The following is a 15,427-nucleotide window of genomic DNA, read 5'->3' as shown; positions in this document are numbered from 1 at the left end:
TTCTCCCCCTGACTTATTAAAGCGGATTAGGCACAAAGCTGCCCCCGCGGCATTGTTTTAAATGATTCAAGGCATGTACTTGACCCATCATTTCCAGTTCATCCCGATAGACAGGATCATGCCAACCTTCAATATCAATGGTTCCTTTATAACCAGCCTGACGCAAAATGGAGATAACATCCGTCCAGTTCGTATCACCAAAACCCGGAGTACGGTGCCATACATAAGGTTTCGGGCCGTGGATTCCATATTCTTTTACAATATCCCAAGCGATGGTGGCATCCTTGCCGTGTACATGGAAAATCTTATCTGTCCATTTGCGCAGCTGTGGAATCGGGTCAATCAACTGCACCATCTGATGGCAGGGCTCCCATTCGAGTCCCATATTGTCAGCAGGGACAGCGTTAAACATCTTTTCCCAGGCTATTGGATGATGAGCGATATTCCAGTCCCCTGAAGTCCAATTGCCATCCATGGAACAGTTCTCAAAAGCAATTCTTACTCCGCGATCTGCTGCTCTTTTTGTCAGCTCACCAAATACCTCGGCAAACTTCGGAATCGATTCATCAATGGACACTCCTGGTAGTCGTCCCGTGAATCCTGATACCATATCAGTACCAAATACATGAGCATGATCAATAAGCCGTTCCCAGCTCGCTAATGCATCGGAATTGTCACCCGTATTCGTCAAAGGATTGCCAAAGATGCCAACCGATGAAATCACAAAATCATGTTTTGCCGCAAGTTCTTGCACACGCTTACCAGTTTCCACAAGATCTGTTTCACCTGTAGTCTGCCAGAAGGTTAAGCTAAAAGATTCGAAGCCATGACCTACGATTTGCGGAATCACTCTAACAGCATCTCCGCCTCCAACTAATGTGCCTATACGCATTGTATCCTTCATCTTGTGTACCACTCCAATATTGGTTTATAGTAAGTTCTATAACCCGAGTATATACTGCATTTGAGCTTAAAACTCTTATTATATTGTGTTTATATAGTCGTATATTGTGGGAGTTGAATAAATATTGAGCTATCCTAATGATCTTAAAGAATACCCTCAATTAGAAGGAAACACCTATCCGTTTCGATTGTTTTTTAATGAATGCAGACATGCGAAAATCGGCCAGAACATCCTTTTTCTACACTGGCATGAGCATTTCGAAATCATTATCATGCAAGCAGGCAGCGCCATTTTCCACATCGACAGCAAGCCCTACGAACTGCATCCCGGAGAGGTTTTGTTTGTTCCTTCTGGAGGTTTGCATGTTGGATATAGTCTGCGGGATGATCATGTCCGATTTATATCCGTCGTATTTCATAGTTCTTTATTTAAAGATTGGAAGCAAGATCCTCAACATGAACAATTCGTAGCTCCCTATTTGGAGAATCGATATCAGCTACCAGTTAAACCAGCGGCACTAGTTCCAACCTGTTCTACTTATTACTCTCTTCTGAACACTATCGTGGATGAAGTGCATCAGAAAGGTCCTGCATTTCAGTTGATCATCAAAAATCAACTTCATCTACTTTTTGTATTGCTCTCCCGTACCTTTTTGCCTGAGCAGGTTTCTGGCAGAACAAATGAACGTCAATCCTTCAATCGTGAGCGTTTTAAGCCATTGCTGGAGTACATGGAGAACCATTTTGATGAGAAAATGACTATTGAAAGCGCCGCGAGATCCGTTAATCTAAATCCATACCATTTCTGCAAAACCTTTAAGAAGCTCACCGGCCGAACCTTCATCGATTATGTTAATCTTTGCCGCGTAAATGAAGCAGAACGACTGCTGCTGGAGACAGATTTTACTGTAACGGAGATTGCTGGACGAGTGGGCTGCGACAATCCTAATTATTTTACCAAGCTGTTTAAGCAATATAAAGGAACTACACCATCCGGTATTAGAAAATAATTCACACTGGAAAATAGGAGATTATAAAATGAATTTAAAAGAAACGTTGATATGCATAAAAGAAAATGATTACCAAGCACCTTCCGATACCTTCCAGTTGGTACAAGAAATGATAAATAACATTGGTTCTTTAGATGCCCAACTACGGGATGAGCTAATTTATACAACTTTTTCTCATTGGATCCCAGGTAATTCTCTAACTACAAACGGACTGGAACAACTTATACCCGTTATCTTGGATAAAAACCATTTGCATTTTAAGCTTGGCGAAACCAATACAGACTCTGTCTTTACCAGATCTTTCTCTATGCTAGTTATCCCACTCCTCTTCATGAGGCATAAAGAATCACCATTTCTCTCAAGAGAGCAAATTCATCAGATAAAAGAGAAGGTATTTTGCAGTGTGCAAAATGAGCGGGATTACCGGGGGTATGACGAAGAAAAAGGCTGGGCTCATGCTATAGCCCATGCAGCAGATACTTTAGATGAATTGGCTCAATGCTCCGAACTGGATGAAAATGACCTCATAACTATCCTCGATTTGGTTTACGAAAAGATGACCATAACAGATCGAATATACTCCGATGGGGAAGATGAGCGAATGGTAAGATCCATAATGAGTGTTTTAGATAGAAAAATGCTTAGTCAGACTTATGTAGAGCAATGGATTCAAAGTTTTGGTGATGTGGAGAAAAATCCAGAATTTCTTCCTGCCTTTAAACAAAAAAATAATATAAAGAACTTTTTGAAAAGTTTATATTTTCGAGTTAAATATTACAAAGTACATGCCAATCTCTGTCCAACAATCGAGCATACATTATACAAAGTAGAAAAAGTATACTATTCCTAATTAAAAAAAGTGAGGGTTAGAGCACCCTCACTTTCCATCTACAGTTCAAATACGTGGAGCACTTGCTACCTGTTGACGGGTCTATTAGATTATTCAGTAATTGCTAGCTCCATCCTCCGCACACTCGCAAGCGCGGGAAAAGATTCCAGCACCATCCCTGTATTCCATAACTTAACCTGCTGTCCAACCTGTAAATCCTTAAAGCTGATGGTCTCTCCAGCTTCATTAAACATTTCAGATTTCGCATTGAATGTGAACCAGTAAGATGGATCTTCGTTACCAGGTTCAAGGATTAGAATCCGCTTCGCCTGTTTAGTATCGATATCAACGATTGTACCTACTACATGCGGATCACCTATTTCTGAAATATCATAGGTCAACATCTTTGGATCGATCCACTTTTCAATTTCAAGCTTAGCTGCTTCCGCATCATCTGACGGAATGGTAATAGTTACTTTATTACCAATCGTATCTACACCAGAGCCGTAGAGATTCAGCTTCTGGTATAGTTCTTGTTCATGCAACAATTCTTGAGCAGCTAATAACTCTTGCATCGTATATTTCACATCATGAAGCTCATAAGTACCTGCAGTGAAAGTCTGAGCAAGGCTTTGCTCAATCTCCGAGTTCAAACCTACAATATTAATATGAACCTTGTTATCTTGCAGATAAATATCTCCGTTAGGAATCTTCTGAGCTGATAAGAAAGTCTTAACCGCGCCTGGATCATCCATTGCGGGGTTCGTAGAAGCTAAAATTTGTGGTTCTGAACTAATTACAGGAGTTGGAACCGGCTCCTTATTCGCTTGTTGAGCCTCTGAACAGCCACTGATTAACAAAATAACAACGGGAATCCATATCCAACCAATAATTATCTTACGCATCCTATTAACACCTCCACTCTTCATCTTCTCAAACGAAGACCGGAAGTGATAGGTTGCAGATTCAGGAAGAATTCTCTAATCCAAAGTATAAGGAGCAAGACCGATTGGAAGTGCCGCAGGACGAGTGCAGGTGCTTTCCATTTCGTAGAATGAATGAGCATCAGAAGAATCATGGAAAGCCCACATTGCTTCTAATACGTGATAAGCCAGTTCTCCACTGGCACGATGCTCTCTACCCGTCCGAATGGCGTAAGCCATATCTGCTGGTCCAATCCCGCGGGTATTCTGATCATACCCTGACAACAACGGCTGTTCCGTCCACTCATTCTCACCCATAAGCCGGAGTTTCACGGGACCCCCAAAGTTATTCGGGTCTGGAACTTGAATCGTTCCTAGCGTTCCGTAGATTTCTATATGCGGCAGGTTGCTCCCGCCAAAGATATCAAAGCTTGTAATCAACGTTGCAATGGCACCATTTTCAAATCGTAAGGTTCCGGCTACGTGAGTTGGAATTTGAACAGGAATTTTATTCCCAAATTTCTTCTCGCTTGTAATCGTACGTTCTTCCAGCGCTTTCCCAGTCATTCCGCTAACCGTATGAATAGGACCCAACAGCTGCACCAAAGCCGTCAAATAGTAAGGACCCATATCGAACATTGGACCTCCACCAGCGGCATAATAAAATTCCGGATCTGGATGCCAATGCTCATGTCCACGGCCCAGCATAAACGAAGTAGCTGCAACAGGTTCGCCAATTACTCCTTCATCTATCAGCTTCAAAACCGTTTGAATTCCCGCTCCGAAGAATGTCTCCGGTGCACTGCCCACAAGTACTCCCTTTTCCCGCGCAGCTGACAGAACTTTGCGGCCTTCTTCTCTCGTCACAGCTAGAGGTTTCTCAACGTATACATGTTTACCTGCTTCAATAGCTTTTAGGCATACTTCCGCATGAACAGCTGGAATCGTTAAGTTGATTACGATTTCTATCTCTGGATCATTCAGTAATTGTTCTGTGGTATAGACGTTTGGAATATTGTATTTATCCGCTTGTTCTTGTGCTCTCACCAAATCTAAATCCGCACATGCAACTAGATCAAGGATCTCGAACTTTTGACAGTTCTCCATATAGATACTACTGATTTTACCGCATCCAATAATACCAACTTTGACTTTATCCATTCGCTGATCGCTCCCAGAATTTATTGACTGTCTGCCATTCCACTATAGCTATTCATAACCTCCGAAACATTGGATAATGCTTGCGCTTTACCTTCAGCTGCCCATATTAATCCTCTGCGCATCATTTCACGCACTTGCGGCTGATCTACAATGTCCGCATGATGCCCCAGTGAATTATAATAAACTCTGCCCAAGCCCCAACGTTTTGTCCAAGCTACTGGCATATCAACAGCCTTATTATACGAATGAGGCCCTTCAACTACTGGAAAACGAGTCGTAGCAAGAACTTCAACAGCTGGATCTACATGCAGATAATATTGCTCTGAGCAAACACTGAAATCTTCTAATCCTTCTACCAGAGGACTTGAGCTTTGACAAATCTCTACGGTATAGTTAACGCCGTCATTCCCAGGATGAGCTACCCATTGTCCACCCGTCATAAACTGCCAATCTACATTATTACGAAAAGAATCACACATCCCGCCATGGCAACCGGCAAGACCTGTTCCATGCTGTACAGCTGCGGAGACATGATTCACAAAATCCTGCTCGATTGTGCCCATTGTCCATACCGGCACGATCAAATCTAGTCCAAGAAGCTTATCTGCATCAGCAAAAGCCTCCAGTGTATTCGATACTTCAACTTCAAACTGTTCCTCTTGCAACATTTTAGCGAATATATCAGCGACCTGCTCAGGCTCATGACCCTCCCAACCGCCCCATACAATCAATGCTTTTCTCATCTTCAGCACTCCTTCTAAGGTTAGATTACATCTCGGATAAATCGACCCACCGGCGTTCATCAATAGAGCGTTCTACAGCCTCTAACACCGCTTGGCATTTCACTCCATCATTGAAATTCGGTTCTGGCTGACGACCTTCTTCAATTGCGTTAGAAAGCTCCAGCATTTCGTGAATAAACGTATGTTCAAAACCAATCGTATGACCTGGTGGCCACCAAGCCTCTGCATACTCATGAGCAGGATCGGTCGCCAGCACACGGCGAAAACCTTGTACATCCTCTGCATCCGAGGTCAAATAAACTTCTAATTCATTCATACGTTCGAAGTCGAATTTCACACTGCCAAGACTCCCATTGATCTCAAAAGAATTGGTAGAGCGATGACCCGCTGCGAATCTTGTAGCTTCAAAGCTGCCCAGAGCACCATTATCAAAACGGGCTAAGAATAAGGTGGCATCGTCAACGGTAACCTTACCCTTGGGTGCATCCTTATCTCCTTTAGCGCTTAAACCAGTCATTTCAGCGGCGAGCGGACGCTCTTTTATGAAGGTCTCGCTCATGCCGATTACTTCCTTCATATCACCTACTAAGAAATGAGCCAAATCTATGAGATGCGCCCCCAGATCTCCATGCGAACCTGAACCGGCGATATCCTTCTGCAGTCTCCACACTAAAGGGAAATCCGGATCTATTATCCAATCCTGTAGAAACCAAGCCCGAAAATGATAAATCTTTCCCAGCCGCCCACTCTCTATGAGCTTCTTAGCCAGTCGAACTGCCGGAGAAAAGCGATAATTAAAACCAACCATATGTGTAACTCCCGCGTCTTCAGCAGCTTGCAGCATTTCACGGGAATCCGCCAAGGTCAGCGCAAGTGGTTTTTCACAAAAAATATGTTTACCTGCTTTGGCTGCTGCCAAAGCTATCTCCTTATGCGCGTTGCTGGGAGCATTAATATCTATAAGATCAATATCCTCTCGAGCGATCAGATCCTTCCAGTCCGTAACACAATCCGCCCAGCCTAACTGCGATGCAGCTTCTCCAAGCGCTTCACTATTACGTCCACAGATTACAGACATTTCCGGTTTAAGCGCTTTCGGGAAAAACATAGGCAAACTGCGATAAGCATTACTGTGGGCTTTACCCATAAATTTATAACCGATCATTCCAATGCGAAGCTGTTTCATCTTATTCCTCCTAAGTGTTGATAGATTTAGATGAAGCTCGTATAACTAGTTCTGTCGGTAATTTGATCTGTACGGCTGGTACGGGTACTTCTGCCAGATTGTTTCCCAGCAATTCAATGATTTGGGCTGCGGCAAGTTCACCTAGTTCATAAAAGGGAACCCGCACACTGCTTAATGCAGGTGTGGTAAGCTCCGCAGCTTCCGAATCATCATAACCCACAATAGCTGGCAGGCGATCCCTTGGTATTCCTAGCTCCTGCAGCCCTTGCTGCAAACCTATGGCCATCCGATCATTAGCGGCCATAATCGCATCAATCTCATTCAGCAAAGGTAACATTTCTTTGGCAGCTATAATTCCGCTTTTCCGGCTAAAGTTACCTTCGAACAAAAGTGAAGAATCTACAGAAAGATTCACCTCTGCCAAAGCGCGGGTATACCCCGTTAAACGATCTCGGCTGTTGGAATAAGATTCTGGCCCATTTAGAAAAGCAATCCTCGTAAAACCTTGTTCCAGTAAGTGTTTAGCTGCTTGCCAGCTTCCTTCGACATGATCGGCATCCACCTCGTGAAAAGCTTCCCCAGCAAAATGCTGATTAATCAGACAAAAAGGATGGTCTTCTTCCTTCAAACGGCGGAGTGAGGCTAGCTCACCTGGCTCTTCTTTAGCGCCAAGCACAATGCAAGCATCGATCTTCCGCATCTTAAACAACTCGTTATAATCCATTGGCTCTTCGGCATTCCGAAACAGCATTAACAGATCATAACCCTCTTCTCGCGCCTTGCTCCCTATTCCACTTAATATTTCCGAAAAATAATAAGTGGAGAACAAGCGGGCTTTCGGCAAATAAGGCATCACTACACCCAAGTTCCCGCTCCGTCTACGAGCAAAGCTCTGAGCAAGTGAACTAGGGGTATAGCCTAGCTTCAGTGCAGCTGCCAACACACGTTCCTTCGTTTCTTCCTTAATCGGACCAACATTGTTTAACACGCGAGACACTGTGGCTTCTGAGACACCTGCAAGCTCGGCAACCTCTTTACGGCTGGCGATATAAATTCCTCCTTCTCATAGGTTATGAACAGTGACATTAAGCCTCGTTCAATTCGCTATTCGAAAACGCATTCATTTAATGTACGCGCGTACATTTTCTCATGAACAAGGCTCTTCGTCAACCCTAAGATTGGATAAATTTAAAAGACGTTCATATACACTAAGGAGAAGAACGTCTTTCTATTTCTTTTCAACTATCCGCGAGGTACTAGCATTAGGACACCAAGTAAAATGATAATCAGAAATAAGTAACTCTCAAATTTTTTAGCAGGAATACGTTTATTCACATATACCCCAAGCACCGTAGCTAAGAGAATTGCTGGAATAGAATATCCATAAAGAATAAGAGCATCCACCGTCCACAATCCCCCGATAGCATGACCCGTTACAACGAGTACACCAGAAATAAGAAAATGAGCTTGCAACGTACCCCGAAAACGATCCGGATTCCATTGTCTTAAAGTACCATAGATCACGACAGGGACACCATTAAAGTTATAAGCACCGCCAAGGACACCCGAAGCGAATCCGAAAGGATACACCCAGCCTTTTGCCTTAAGCAAGGGATGATCGATCGTCTTAAATATTCTCTTCTTAATCACCGAATAAACTCCATAAACAATCAAAAATATACCAAGTCCAGTCATAATTACACTTGCAGGTGCTAAATAAAGCATGACTAGTCCTACAGGAATTCCTATCACTGTTGAGAGTGCTAGTCGAATCAAAATAGGTCGTTCTATATGCCGCCACCCACTCACAACTGTAAGTGAGGCAACCGTGAGGCCTGCCAATCCAATCAAAGAAACTGAGGTATGTATAGGAATCGGGAGCAGTGCAAGCAGTGGCATGCTCACAATCGCTTCACCAAAACCAAACACGGTTCTCATTAAGGCACCTATAAATACTGCTACTACGACTAGTGTAATTATTGTAACGCTCAATCGTATAATCCTCCTCCTAATCTCATCCATCCGTAATTGTGCATAAAGTCCTCACATTTCCAGAACATCTGAATACATTCCTTATTTCCACTCTTCTAATTATAACATATTAATTATACTAAAACAGATATTAATAGAGGATCAACATGCAATTTAACGTCTCTTAAATCCTCTATAATGCCGCCAAAACTATAAGATAATGGAGATATACATATGTTTAACGAAAATCCTTTAAAATCGATTACAGTGGGCCTGTGTGTAGTTCCTGTTTTCTGAAAAACTAGCTGAAGTACTAAACAAAAAAACTGATCCCCCTTAACTTTGATGAGGTATCAGTTTCTTATTTTTTGACGTATTTATTTAGGTGTTATCTTTCAGCCACACCTGCACATGCTTTAGAAATTTTTTGGTGACGGGAGAAGCATATTTCATAGAGTGGACAGCAATTCCTAACGATCTGAAACTACGTTCCTCCAATTCTAGCATAGCCACATTATAATTTTGCCGGGTCAAGACAAGCTCTGGCAAAATACTAATGCCAAGGCCTTTCTCCACCATCGACATAATGGCATAGTCATCACCTGCTGAGAATTTAACATTAGGTTTAATACCCGCCTTATCCAGCACACGTCTAACATCATAATCCGAGCCTGCTTTCGGGATAATGAAATCCTCCTTAGCAATTTGCGATAAGGAAAGAAAGGGTTCTGCACTAAGCGGATTCTCTTTAGATACAATCCCTAACATCCGGTCTTTTTTTAAAGGAATTACGTCAAACTTCTCACGTGTAGGCAGTGAAATAAAACCGCAGTCGATCACTCCAGCCTCTATCCATTGCTCAACCTCCAAATAACCGCCTTCCATCAGCTTGATTTCTATATATGGGTATTCACTGCGAAATTGCTTAATCATCCCTGGCAGCCAATGCACAGACACACTGGTGAACGTACCGATGGTGATCGTGCCAATCTCTAGCCCGTGGATGTCCGCTACCTCCTGCTTCAATTTCTCGTTCCATTTCAAGATTTCACGGATAGGCTGCAGAACTTGTTCCCCGTTTACCGTCAATTTCACACCGGATCTATTTCTAATTAATAACGCGAACCCAAACTCCATTTCCAAGCTGCTAATGGTGTGACTAATTCCGGATTGCGTAAAACCCAGCATTTCTGCTGCTTTTGTTAAGCTGCCTAGCTCTACAACTTTCAGAAAAATCTCATATTTATTAATGCTCAACCTCTGTTCCCACCCTTATAAATTACATAAGTTTTACTCATGTATCCTATGATAAACATTCAGTTACCTTATGTATAGAGCCGTATTATACTATATTGAGTTGAAAATGAAGAAGGATGGATGAAGAGATGAAACCGCTCAAAGCTGAGCTGCTGCTGTTAGTTGTAACATTATTTTGGGGCTCCTCTTACATATTTATGAAAATGGGGTTAGGTACGTTAGGCGAATTCAATCTGATTGCACTCCGCTTCGGACTTGCTTTTATATTAGCCGCTATGATATTCCACAAACGATTAAGACGAGTAGACATGAGAACATTAAAATATGGTGCTCTCCTCGGATTCCTCCTGCTAGGCGTATTCACATGTATAACCTTCGGACTTCAAACAACCACCACCTCAAACGCAGGATTTTTAGTTGCATTGACGGTTATTTTTGTACCGATCTTGGATCGAGTTATTTTCAAAAAAAGAGTTGCACCTCCGCAAGTGTTCGGCTCCATCCTCGCCATAGCCGGGATTGGACTTCTTACCTTAAATGCAACCTTAACTATTCAACCGGGTGACTTTCTGTGTATCCTTTCGGCAGTGTTCTATGCGGTACAGATCTTATTTACAGGCAAGGCGGTAAAAGAATGTGATTCCCTGAATATTGGAATCTTGCAGTTAGGATTTGCCGGAGGGTTGGCCTTAGTGTTGTCCGCAATCTTCGAGACACCTTCGCTCCCCTCTACTTTGCCAGGTTGGGCAGCAATACTAGCGCTTGGTATCCTATGCAGTGCCTGTGGCTTCATCCTGCAACCTATTGCTCAAAAATATACTTCACCAACCCGCACCGGACTAATCTTCTCCCTTGAGCCGGTCTTCGCTGCGATGTTTGGTTATTGGTTCGCTGCTGAGAAGTTGTCGATGCAAGGCTATGCTGGCGCAGCGCTTGTTCTGCTGGGAATCGTGGCTTCTGAGCTGCTTGGTAAAGCAACTCTCCCCGCATCGTGGGCTCAGAAGAAACCAGAGCATTTATAACAATAAAGGCGTCGTTCAACTATACAAGCTGAACGACGCCTTTTCTATATTATCTATGTTTTTGGGTTCAATTAATGCCCCATCATCATCGCCGCATCTGCCTTCTGTCCCTCTCCAGAGGAAGGATCTCCAGTGGAAAGCTTAGGCTTGCGCAAAATAATACTCATCAATACACCTACCACACCTATGCAGCCAGACAGGAAGAACACATCATCAAAACCACTAACTGCGGCTGTCAAAGGATTACTTCCCACTTTCAGTGCTCCCATGTGAACAGCGATCTGACTAGTCAGGTAACCTGTCATTCCAGCTATAGCAAATGAAACAACGACTTGTTGAGCAGCAGCAGTAAGTGAAGTTACACTTCCCACCCATTCACGTGGAGCAGCATTCAAGACATGAGTATTCAAAGGCATCATCGTTAGACCCATCCCAAAGCCTAAGAAACCCAGGTATGTCATAATTAACGATAAATTTGTTGTAACACTAATTCCGGATAACAGGAACAAGGTGACCGTAATGATACTAAGTCCAACAAACGCCAGCGGACGAGCCCCGATCTTATCAAACAACCTGCCGCCAATCGGCATTCCGATTGCTGAAGCTAAAGCCTGCGGAAGTAGAATCAGGCCGGTCTCCAGCGGGGTATAGCTTCGAATCTGCTGCAGGTAAAGGGGCACAAATAACATGGACCCAAACAAAGCAGCTTGCATAACCCAAGTTAAAATAATACCCCGAGTGAAATCCGACGAACGAAAAACTCGCAGTTGTAAAAGCGGATTTTTGTGAAGCAGCTCCACAATGACAAGAAGGATCAATGCAACCCCTCCAACAGATAAGCCAACAATAGCGGGAGTAGACGACCAGCTTGTTCCACCGCCTTCATTCACTCCATAAGCCAACATAGAGAAGGCAATTGGGGCAAGGATAATGCCTAGGATATCGAGTTTGCCTTTGCTCTTTTGTTCAGACTTCGGCAAATATTTAACACCAAGAATAATGCCAACAATTCCAATAGGTACATTAATCAAAAAGATCCAGTGCCAGCTTACGTACTCCACCAGCCAACCGGATAAGACTGGACCGAGTGCCGGAGCTAAGAGCATTGGAATACCAAGCATCCCCATAATAGAACCTCGACGTTCTACTGGAGCTAATTTAAAAACCATCGCCATCCCAATGGGAGCAACCATCCCCCCGCCAAGACCTTGAATGACTCGAAAAATAATGAGCTGAGATGAGCTTTGTGCAACCGAACATAACATAGAGCCAAGAATAAACATCGTAAGAGTTGCCAGAAAAACTTGTTTCGATCCAAAACGATCGGTCATCCAGCCCGCGAGTGGGATTACAGCCGCTAAAGCTAAAGTATAACCCGTAATCGCCCACTGAATCGTTTTGAGATCGGAAGCAAAATAATCAACCAGCTTGGGAACGGCCACATTCACAACAGTACCATCCAGAATAACCATAATCATACCGACAATAATAGCAAGAAGCGGGGGGATGATTGCTTTTAACGAAAAGGGTTGCTCTTCTGCAGTACTCATTCCAGTCATTGTTTTTGTCATCCAGTACTCCACTCATTTCTCTAATTTAATTAAATGCTTTATTGATTATTTCAAATTTTAATTTACATTCGATGAATCTGGAAGTCAACAAATAAAACCATTTTTTACATTAAAAACACATCGGGTTTACGATACCCTTCAGAAATTATCTGGGAAAGTATATTAGAACAGCAAAAAGACTATGCATAATCCCCTAAAATCTTCTCGCTTGGGAAATGTGCATAGTCATCATGGAATCATTTTCCGATTAGAGCGTCTCTCTTAATTCTATAATTTTGCCCGATGTGTTCAAAATAATTTCAAGTGGAATCTCTGTCTCTGCAAAATCCAATACACAGCGGATAGAAAATTGATCCTCGTTATAGCTACTTTTTGTAGATTTAATCCCATGATAATTCCCGGCTTTTATCGTAATTTGCTTCCAGTCTTCCAGTAATCCATTTGAGCTTGGCTTATTTACGACCACATCATAATGATATCGCTCCGATAATTCATTATATTTACCGCCGACCAGTAACCCCGCTATAACACTCGCTGTCACTTCAGGGGTATACACTTCAACTTGATTGGACTCCCCATCATATGAGGTTACTAAACCAATTGTCTTAAAAAAGGAGATTGGAACATAGATATGATCCTGTCTGAATTCGAAATCATCTTTAAAAACCAACTCTTGTGCATTATTGATGCTAACTAAATGTTCGTTAAGCTTCCATTTAATTATTTCATTTATCCTTGTTAGCGTTATAGTTTCTGAACTTTTTTGATATGTTGTTGTATATTTCAGTGCATTGGAAGCCTCTCTGAGCGGAATCATGACCGTGGAACCCTTGTTGTAGGCTGAATGGGGATCAGTTTCCAGTAGTTTACCATTCAAAATCACGCTAACCTGGCCGGAGTCTGCCCATACTGTTGGAGCGGCAAATCCACCAAATCCATTAGTTAAAAACAGAACACCTAACACAACAACCGCTGCCATTTTGATCATCTGCTCGAAACCTCCCTTTAGTTATTACAAGTATTATGTGCGTTTCCAGCATGTGCTAATCCTAAGGATAATCAAGCCAAGAAAAAAAGAAGCCGTTCAACATTATATTGAGCCGCTTCTTTAGAAATGATTATTCCACCTTGAAGTCAAAATACTGCTTAGGAAAAGGTTCTTTTATCAGCGTAAAATGCCACCATTCCTTACTATAAGGTTTAAAGCCTTGCTTCACCATAACCTCTTTGAGAATTGCGCGATTTGCTTTCTGAGTCTTGGTGATTAACGATGTATCATAAAAAGAGATATCTCCGAAAAAATCAAACGGGCTGCCCATATCTACATCTAGACCGGTCTCTTTATTGACGATCGTTAAATCGATGGTACTGCCTCGAGAATGTCCTGATTTTTTCGCTATAAATCCGAGTTTGAATAAATTACGTTTATCCAGTAGCGGGTAATATTGCTGCTTCATCTTAGTATCCGCGGAATTCTGTGACCATCTTACAAAATGATTCACCGCGGTCTGCGGACGATAAGCATCATAGATTTTTAGGATATATCCTTTTTTGGCTAAATCCTCACTTACTGCCTTCAAGGCTGTAGCTGCAGTCTGTGAAAAGATCGCTAAAGGCGCTTTATAACCATCAATCCGCTGCCCTACAAAATTATTGTCCCCGTAATAACGAATCTCAAATTGAGCAGTAGGAATTACTTCATCCAAATAGACAAATCCTTGCGGCAGGCGGTTTTTCTTCTCCAGCTGCATTTGCTGCAGTACATTGTCTGTAGATGATCCAACGTAAGCTGCATCTGCGCTGCCCATAAAAATAGTGTTTGTCCATAACAACAGCACAAATGCGAAAACTATGATTTTTGTTCCTCTAAATCCGCTTCTCAATAGATCCCGCCTCTTCATTTCGAATTAACCGTTTGATTCAGAAATTTCTCCACTTCAGGTGTGAGTTTATTATTCGTGGAATCAAGTAACTGCAGTAGTTTTTCTAAAATCATTAGGATTCTGGTGTCGCCTTTGTTTCCTTTTAATGCATTCTCATACGCCTTCTTTACTTCAGGTTTGATTACTTGCTCATCATAGTCATAAGCTGGTGTGTTGCTTGATCCATATAATAAGCGTGAAGTTGCATTGAGCAGCTCTTTTTGAAGAACGGTTGACCGATTGGAAGCTGGGTATTTCGTCACAAAATCCTCCAGTGCAAGCGCCCTGTTCGTTAACTCTGTCCAACTAATCACAATAGCTGCATCAAAAACACTTGGTTGATTCGATTCAGTGGCCATGATATCTATATAAGCAGCGATGTCCTTCGTGACATACGGCTTAAAGCTTTTGAAACCCTCATAATGCATCACTGGATAGTACATGCCCTCACTAGTCTCCAGCTTAAACCCCTTATCCCGTCCTTCAATTAACATATTGCGTACATTAGCATCTTTGATCGCATTAAGGAGTGTGCTGTAGGTTAGATTTTTGCTTTTGGAAAAAGCATTATTTATCTCTTTCTGAACATTCTCCGGAAAAACCTTCTCAGAGTACACAGGTAAATATGCCTTCTGTGCATTTTCGAGCTGGAGTGTCATCTGAGTTGCTGTCCAGGTATCCACTTCTTTGATATGGTTAATCAAATAATTCCGTGCGTTAGCAAGAGATGCCGGTTTCTGTACATATTGTTGGAATTGGTTATAGACTTTTGCAGATTCTTTCACAGTTGCGGCAGCTACAGTATCAGTTGTATGTATACTCCCAAACCCTCCCATAGAGCCTAGGGCAAAGGCAATACTTAACAAGCCTGTTTTTTTCCATCCCATTAAAAGACCTCCCTTAAGTATTCATACTTAATAATTAGACAT

The 15,427-nt window shown here is 42.4% G+C and carries 15 protein-coding genes; 3 read left to right on the top strand and 12 right to left on the bottom strand.

The annotated features are described in order from the left end of the window. Positions 1-16: 16 nt before the first annotated feature. Positions 17-904, bottom strand: a complete 888-nt coding sequence (locus MKY14_RS04785; RefSeq protein WP_076129303.1) for a sugar phosphate isomerase/epimerase family protein — start codon at positions 902-904, stop codon at positions 17-19. 124 nt (positions 905-1,028) lie between these two features. Here MKY14_RS04785 and MKY14_RS04780 point away from each other — a divergent pair, with 124 nt between their 5' ends. Both MKY14_RS04780 and MKY14_RS04775 read left to right on the top strand, forming a co-directional pair. Further along, positions 1,029-1,913, top strand: a complete 885-nt coding sequence (locus MKY14_RS04780; RefSeq protein ID WP_076185982.1) for a helix-turn-helix domain-containing protein — start codon at positions 1,029-1,031, stop codon at positions 1,911-1,913. 28 nt (positions 1,914-1,941) lie between these two features. Next, positions 1,942-2,763 (top strand): DUF2785 domain-containing protein, encoded by an 822-nt coding sequence (locus MKY14_RS04775; protein WP_076194322.1) that lies wholly within the window; start codon positions 1,942-1,944, stop codon positions 2,761-2,763. Between the two features lie 89 nt (positions 2,764-2,852). Here MKY14_RS04775 and MKY14_RS04770 read toward each other — a convergent pair whose 3' ends face one another. The 7 genes from MKY14_RS04770 to MKY14_RS04740 all read right to left on the bottom strand — a co-directional run bounded on the left by MKY14_RS04770 (position 2,853) and on the right by MKY14_RS04740 (position 9,983). Then, on the bottom strand, positions 2,853-3,647 hold the full coding sequence (locus MKY14_RS04770; RefSeq protein ID WP_076185986.1) for a hypothetical protein: 795 nt from the start codon (positions 3,645-3,647) through the stop codon (positions 2,853-2,855). A gap of 75 nt (positions 3,648-3,722) precedes the next feature. Next, positions 3,723-4,826, bottom strand: a complete 1,104-nt coding sequence (locus MKY14_RS04765) for a Gfo/Idh/MocA family protein (protein WP_076194324.1) — start codon at positions 4,824-4,826, stop codon at positions 3,723-3,725. 20 nt (positions 4,827-4,846) lie between these two features. Continuing rightward, positions 4,847-5,569, bottom strand: coding sequence for a ThuA domain-containing protein (locus MKY14_RS04760; RefSeq protein ID WP_076194326.1), 723 nt, complete (start codon positions 5,567-5,569; stop codon positions 4,847-4,849). A gap of 25 nt (positions 5,570-5,594) precedes the next feature. Then, entirely contained in the window at positions 5,595-6,755 is a 1,161-nt protein-coding gene (locus MKY14_RS04755; RefSeq protein WP_076185992.1) for a Gfo/Idh/MocA family protein, read from the bottom strand. A 10-nt stretch (positions 6,756-6,765) separates the two neighbouring features. Beyond that, entirely contained in the window at positions 6,766-7,809 is a 1,044-nt protein-coding gene (locus tag MKY14_RS04750; RefSeq protein ID WP_339191195.1) for a LacI family DNA-binding transcriptional regulator, read from the bottom strand. 188 nt (positions 7,810-7,997) lie between these two features. After that, positions 7,998-8,747: a sulfite exporter TauE/SafE family protein gene (locus tag MKY14_RS04745; protein WP_340975898.1), complete on the bottom strand. Its 750-nt coding sequence runs from the start codon at positions 8,745-8,747 to the stop codon at positions 7,998-8,000. A 360-nt stretch (positions 8,748-9,107) separates the two neighbouring features. Next, positions 9,108-9,983 (bottom strand): LysR family transcriptional regulator, encoded by an 876-nt coding sequence (locus tag MKY14_RS04740; protein ID WP_076185996.1) that lies wholly within the window; start codon positions 9,981-9,983, stop codon positions 9,108-9,110. A 128-nt stretch (positions 9,984-10,111) separates the two neighbouring features. On the opposite strand from MKY14_RS04740, the gene MKY14_RS04735 reads away from it, so the two are divergent. Next, complete coding sequence (locus tag MKY14_RS04735) at positions 10,112-11,005, top strand: DMT family transporter (RefSeq protein WP_339190878.1); 894 nt, start codon at positions 10,112-10,114, stop codon at positions 11,003-11,005. A 71-nt stretch (positions 11,006-11,076) separates the two neighbouring features. On the opposite strand, the gene MKY14_RS04730 is transcribed toward MKY14_RS04735, so the two are convergent. The 4 genes from MKY14_RS04730 to MKY14_RS04715 form a co-directional block, all read right to left on the bottom strand. After that, the gene (locus MKY14_RS04730; protein ID WP_339190876.1) at positions 11,077-12,576 is read right to left on the bottom strand and encodes a DHA2 family efflux MFS transporter permease subunit; all 1,500 of its coding nucleotides are present in this window, start codon (positions 12,574-12,576) and stop codon (positions 11,077-11,079) included. A gap of 247 nt (positions 12,577-12,823) precedes the next feature. Next, the gene (locus MKY14_RS04725) at positions 12,824-13,564 is read right to left on the bottom strand and encodes a stalk domain-containing protein (protein WP_340975897.1); all 741 of its coding nucleotides are present in this window, start codon (positions 13,562-13,564) and stop codon (positions 12,824-12,826) included. Positions 13,565-13,694: 130 nt separating this feature from the next. After that, a complete protein-coding gene (locus tag MKY14_RS04720) occupies positions 13,695-14,459 on the bottom strand; it encodes a M15 family metallopeptidase (protein WP_340975895.1) in 765 nt (254 codons plus the stop codon). Positions 14,460-14,473: 14 nt separating this feature from the next. Then, the gene (locus tag MKY14_RS04715; protein WP_340975894.1) at positions 14,474-15,385 is read right to left on the bottom strand and encodes a hypothetical protein; all 912 of its coding nucleotides are present in this window, start codon (positions 15,383-15,385) and stop codon (positions 14,474-14,476) included. Positions 15,386-15,427 lie beyond the last annotated feature (42 nt).

Source organism: Paenibacillus sp. FSL R5-0887 (genome assembly GCF_038002305.1).
Classification (GTDB): Bacteria; Bacillota; Bacilli; order Paenibacillales; family Paenibacillaceae; genus Paenibacillus_AQ; species Paenibacillus_AQ odorifer.
The sequence above is the reverse complement of the archived record's forward strand: the minus strand, read 5'-3'. Positions and strand labels throughout refer to the sequence as shown.